Source organism: Micromonospora echinofusca (assembly GCF_017614955.1).
In the GTDB taxonomy this organism is placed as follows: domain Bacteria; phylum Actinomycetota; class Actinomycetes; order Mycobacteriales; family Micromonosporaceae; genus Micromonospora; species Micromonospora echinofusca_A.
Genome location: NZ_WVUH01000409.1, coordinates 1 through 5,728, shown reverse-complemented (window position 1 = coordinate 5,728; position 5,728 = coordinate 1). Strand labels below are relative to the sequence as shown.

3 protein-coding genes are annotated in these 5,728 nt (G+C 73.2%); 2 read left to right on the top strand and 1 reads right to left on the bottom strand.

The genetic code is table 11. From position 1 onward, the window contains the following. The first annotated feature begins 150 nt into the window (after positions 1–150). On the top strand, positions 151–2,790 hold the full coding sequence (locus GSF22_RS29695; protein WP_307804443.1) for a putative bifunctional diguanylate cyclase/phosphodiesterase: 2,640 nt from the start codon (positions 151–153) through the stop codon (positions 2,788–2,790). 148 nt (positions 2,791–2,938) lie between these two features. On the opposite strand, the gene GSF22_RS29690 is transcribed toward GSF22_RS29695, so the two are convergent. Further along, complete coding sequence (locus GSF22_RS29690) at positions 2,939–3,958, bottom strand: LacI family DNA-binding transcriptional regulator (RefSeq protein WP_208817226.1); 1,020 nt, start codon at positions 3,956–3,958, stop codon at positions 2,939–2,941. Positions 3,959–4,359: 401 nt separating this feature from the next. Here GSF22_RS29690 and GSF22_RS29685 point away from each other — a divergent pair, with 401 nt between their 5' ends. Continuing rightward, a complete protein-coding gene (locus tag GSF22_RS29685) occupies positions 4,360–5,640 on the top strand; it encodes an ABC transporter substrate-binding protein (protein WP_208817225.1) in 1,281 nt (426 codons plus the stop codon). Positions 5,641–5,728: the final 88 nt, after the last annotated feature.

Here is a 5,728-nt window from a genome sequence, read left to right as displayed (position 1 = left end):
ACAGGCCTGTACGTGATCCAGGTCACTGTGTGATCATCGATCGGGGCGTAACCGAAGGGGTGGCCGGTCGTTTCCGGGATAGGCGTCACCGGCCCCTCATCCGGTACACCCGACCACCGCCCCAGTGCCCCCTCACGAAGGCGAACCGCCGTGTCCGTCACGCATCCCGCGCGCGAGTCCGCCCGCCGCCGTCCCGCCCCCACCGACCTCGCTGCCGGCGCCACCGGCCTCGGCCTGCTGCTGGCCGGGCTCGCCGGCGTTCTGCCCCCGGTGGCCGCTCTCGCGCTCGCTGTCGGGGTGGCCGCAGCGGTCGCCGCGACCCGCCTCGTCCTGGCGTCCCGCTGCCGGGCCGCCGCCCGGGGTGGCGGCGCCAGCCGGAGCGCCGAGCGGTCCGACGCCCGGGCCTTCGGGCGGGCGGCCAACCTGCTCGACCTGGCGGTCTTCGCCACCGGCCTCAGCGTCGCGGTGCTCCCCCTGGTGCCACCTGCCGACCGGCCCGCCCCGGTCCTCGCGGGTCTGCTGCTCGCCGCCGGCCTGCATCTCGGCGGACTCCTCCGACTCCCCGGTGCGGCCCCGTCCGGGCCGGCCCGGCTGCGTCAGGTCGTCGACGCGACGAGCCTCGGGATCAGCCTGGCCTTCGCCGGCTGGGTGGCCCTTCCCGCCGGGCCGGTGCCGCCCTCGGCCCGGACCGCCGCCCTGCTCGGTGCCGCCGCGCTGGCGGTGGCCACGGTGACCGCCCTGGCCGGCTGGGGACCCCGGCGTGGGGTCGCGCTCTGTGGGCTCGGCACCGCGGCGACCCTGTTCGGGTTGGCCGCGCTCACCGTGCTGGTCGACTACGACCACTCCGGTACGGTCCTGCTGGTGCTGGTACCGCCCCTGGTCGCCGGCCCGCTGCTCACCGCCGCCGGTGCGGAGGCGGCCTCCCGGGCGGTCCGGTCGGGTCCGGCCGAGCGGCCGGCGCCCGCGTACCCGCTGCTGACCGTGCCGGCCGTGGTGACCACCGTGGCCGCGGTCTACCACCTGCTGGTCGTCGGGCGCTTCGACACCCCGGCGGTGCTGCTCGGGCTGGCGGTGATCCCGCCGCTGGTGCTGCGGGAGGTGCTCGCCGCCCGGGACATCCGCCGGTACGCGCGCCGGCTCGCCACCCAGGAGGCGTACTTCCGCTCCCTGGTGTCCGGCGCCAACGACCTGACCCTCGTGGTCGGGGCCGACCTGCTGGTCCGCTGGCAGTCACCGGGCGCGGCCCGACTGTTCGGGCTGACCGACGCCGAGGTGCTCGGCCGCCCCTTCGGGGAGCTGATCCACCCGGACGACGCGTCCCGGGTGGCCGGGGTGCTCGACGAGGTGCTCGCCGGGCGGCGGCCCCCGCTGGTGGCCGCCCGGTTCCGGGACGGGCGGGGCACCTGGCGGGACACCGAGTCCACGGTGACCGACCAGCGCGCCGTACCCGAGGTGGGAGCCCTGGTGATCCACGTCCGGGACGTGTCCGAGCGCCGCCGGCTGGAGCGGACCGTGCAGCAGCTCGCCGTCACCGACCAGCTCACCGGGCTGGCGAACCGGCGGGAGCTGATGCGGGCGATCGCCGTCCGCCGGGTCGCCCGGGGGCGGGGCGCGTTGCTGGTGGTCGACCTGCACGGCATGGCCGGGGTCAACGACGACCACGGGCGGACCGCCGGGGACGAGGTACTGGCCGAGGCGGGGCGCCGGCTCCGGGCCGCCGCCGGGCCGGACGACGTGGTGGCCCGGCTGGCCGGTGACGAGTTCGCGGTGGCTGCGGTGCAGGGGCCGGTGCTGGCGTACGCCCTCGGCACCCGGCTGCTCGGCGTGCTCACCGAGCCGTACCCGCTGCCCGGTGGGGCGGCCCGGCTCCAGGTCAGCATCGGGCTGGCCGAGTTCGCCGGCGGTACCGACGTGGACGACGTGCTCCGCCAGGCCGACCTGGCCCGCCGTCGGGCCCGGCAGCTCGGGCGCAACCGGGTCGAGTGGTACGACGCGGGTCTGGAGGAGCAACTGGTCCGCCGGCTCGACCTCGAACGGGAGCTGCCCGGCGCGGCGGCCCGGGGCGAGTTCGACCTGGTCTTCCAGCCCGTGCTGGGGCTGGCCGACCGGTTCCCGGTCGGCACGGAGGCGCTGCTGCGCTGGCGGAGCCCGGTGCTCGGCACCGTCCTGCCGGCGGAACTGCTGCCGGTGGCCGAGGACCTCGGGTTGATGGAGGAGGTGGGGCAGTGGGTGCTGCACCGGGCCTGCCGTCAGCTCACCGTCTGGTCGGAGTACAGCCGGGAGTTGTGGATGTCGGTGAACGTCTCGCCCCGCGAGCTGGTCGCCCCCGACTTCGCGCACCGCACGTCGGGCGTGCTCGCCGAGCACGGTCTGGCCGCCGACCGGCTGGTGCTGGAGGTGTCCGAACCCCGGCTGGGTACGGACGTCTCCCCGTTGGCCGGCCCGCTCGCCGCCCTGCGGGCGCTCGGGGTGCGCATCGCGTTGGACGACTTCGGCGGCGCGCAGACGTCCCTCGCCCAGCTCCGCCGGCTGCCGCTGGATCTGCTCAAAGTGGATCCCCGGCTGCTCCGGGAGACCTCCGGTGACGGTGGTCGGCTGATCGACGTGGTGGTGGGTCTCGGTCGACGGCTCGGCGTGGAGATCGTCGCCGAGGGGCTGGAGTCACCGGACCAGGTGGACCAGGCCGACCGGGCGGGATGCCGGTTCGGGCAGGGCTTCGCCCTCTCCCGGCCGGCCACCGCCGAGCGGGTCGAGGCGTACCTGGAGGACTTCCCGTCGGCGCCGCGCTGACCTTGCCACTGTCCCGACGCGGTGGCCCGTCGGCGCCGCGCTGACCCGGCGGTCGGGGCCGACCCGAGCCGTGTTGCGTAGCTGGAGCAGCTCGACAGCGTCACCCACCCCTGCCGGGGACGGGTCCGGGGGAGGCGACTTAAACGGTTCACCTGACCCGTGGCGGTGCCGTACTGCCCCGCGGCGTCAGGTGTGCGGTCTCGTCCTGGAAGGCGCTGATCTGCTCGCCGGTGATGGCCGCCAGCAGGTGGCGGGCGGCATGGGCGCCGTAGGCCGGGATGTCCCGGCCCAGCGCGGTCAGCGGCGGGTGCACCAACTGGCAGAGCGGCGAGTCGTCCCAGGCCACGATGGACAGGTCACCCGGCACGGCGAGCCCCATCTCCTGGGCCACCGAGAGCCCGGCGATCGCCATCACGTCGTTGTCGTAGATCACCGCAGTCGGCCGCTGCGCCGAACTGAGCAGGCGGCGGGTGGCCCGCGCGCCCTCCTCGCCGGTGTAGTCGGACGGCACGGTGGTCGCCTCCGGCAGCCCGAGCCGGTCGCAGACCTCGGCGAAGGCCCGGGTACGGATCTCGGTGTGCAGCAGCCCCGGCAGGCCGCCCACCCGGGCGACCCGGCGGTGCCCGAGCGCCACCAGGTACTCCACCGTCTCCACCAGCGCCGCCGCGTCGTCCGACCAGACGCTGGGCAGGCTGCCGGTGTGACCCGGGCCGCCGATCACCACGGCCGGCAGTTGCAGCTCCTCCAGGACCGGGATGCGCCGGTCGTCGAGCCGTAGGTCGCAGATGAACACCCCGTCCACCCGGCGTTCCCCCCACCAGCGCCGGTAGACCGCGATCTCGGCGTCCTGGTCGGCCACCACCTGGAGGGTCAACGCGTACGACCGGGCGGCGAGTTCCCCCTCCACCCCGCTGATCAGCTCCATGAAGAACGGCTCGATGCCGAGGATCCGGGCCGGTCGGCACAGGGCCAGGCCGACCGCCTTGGCGGTGGCCCCGGAGAGAGCCCGCGCCGCGCTGCTCGGGCTGAACCCGATCTCGGCGGCGATGGCCAGGATGCGCCGTCGGGTGGCCTCGGAGACCCCCGGCTGGCCGTTGAGGGCGTACGAGACCGCCCCCTTGGACACCCCGGCCCGCCGGGCCACGTCGGCGATCGTCGGCCGCTTCACCGGCGCTCCTCAATCCTGCTCGGCCCTGGCGGGCGGTCCTCCGTGCCGTCGTCCGGGGGGTCGGCGGCGGCGCACACGCTACCCGGCACCGTGTCCCGGGCGTCGGGACGGCTCCTGCCGGTGCGGGAGCCCCGTCGGGCGGCACGCTTGTTCGGTTAAGCGTACGCCCGCCGGGGTCGTCACCACCGGCCCGGGTGCCGGGTCGACGCGGAATTCTGTCCCGAAGAGCGTTCCTCCGCGCAGTTGTACGCGTCTCCGGCGACCGGGTGGTGACGGAGAGATTTCCGGGTTGACCCGCCATTGACACTGCTCGGGGCCGACCGTACCGTGGCTGCACTTACCCGGTTCAGTCAACGCTCCTCGATCTCGGGAGCGTTCCCATATGATCTCGGAGGATTGCCATGAAACGGTCTCTACCCCGCTGGGTGCGGGTGGCAGCCGTGGGACTGGTGGCCGGTTCGATGATCGCCGCGTGCAGCGGGAAGAGCACCAGCGGCGATTCGGAAGCCAACGGCACCATCACCTTGAAAATCAACTTCTGGGGTGACTTCGGCCTACAGGACCTCAAGGCCAGGTACGAGGCGGAGCACCCGAACATCAAGATCGCCCTCAACTCCGGCGAGTACAACGCCCAGCACGAGGACCTGCAGAAGAAGCTCGTCGCGGGCTCCGGTGCCCCGGACATCGCCGCGATCGACGAGGGCTTCATGGTCCAGTTCCGCAGCCAGTCGGACAAGTTCGTCAACCTGCTCGACAAGGGCGCCGCCAGGTACGAGGAGAAGTACCTGCCGTGGAAGTGGAAGCAGTCGCTCTCCGCTGACGGCAAGACCCAGATCGGCCTCGGTACCGACGTCGGTGGCCTCGCCATGTGCTACCGCACCGACCTCTTCCAGGCCGCCGGCCTGCCCACCGAACGTGACCAGGTCTCCGCGCTCTGGCCGACCTGGGACAAGTTCATCGAGGTCGGCCAGCAGTACACCGCCAAGACCAAGAAGAAGTTCGTCGACTCGGGCGCCAACCTGTTCAACCCGGTCCTCGGTCAGCAGCCGGTCGGCTTCTACGACGAGAGCGACCAGCTGAAGATGGACGGCGGCCCGAAGGCCGCCTTCGACTACACCGTCAAGGGCATCCAGGCAGGTCTCTCGGCCAACCTGACCAGCTTCCAGGCCGACTGGGACAAGGGCTTCACCAGCGGAGCCTTCGCGGTCCTGGCCTGCCCGGCGTGGATGCTCGGCCACATCAAGGACACCGCGCCCGGTACCGAGGGCAAGTGGGACATCGCGGCGGTGCCCGGGGGCGGCGGGAACTGGGGCGGCTCGTTCCTGACCATCCCCAAGCAGGGCAAGCACGTCGACGAGGCGTACAAGCTGCTGGAGTGGCTGGTCCAGCCGGAGCAGCAGATCGAGATCTTCAAGAAGGTCGGGAACCTGCCGTCGCAGCCGGCGCTCTACTCCGACCCGGCGATCGCCGACTTCAAGAACCCGTTCTTCAACAACGCCCCGGTCGGACAGATCTTCCCGAAGATGGCCGCCGGGCTGACCCCGCAGTACCTGGGCAAGAAGAACGGCCCGACCCGGGTCGCCGTGGAGAACGTGATCAGCCGGGTGCAGAACGGCACCCTCAAGCCCGACGCGGCCTGGGACGAGGCCGTGCAGGAAGCCGAGAAGGCCAGCAGGTCCTGACCGTCCGGGTCGGGGCGGCGGTACGCGGCAACCACCAGCGCCCGTCCGCCGTCCCGACCCGGATCTGACCCGCCCACCTGACCCAACG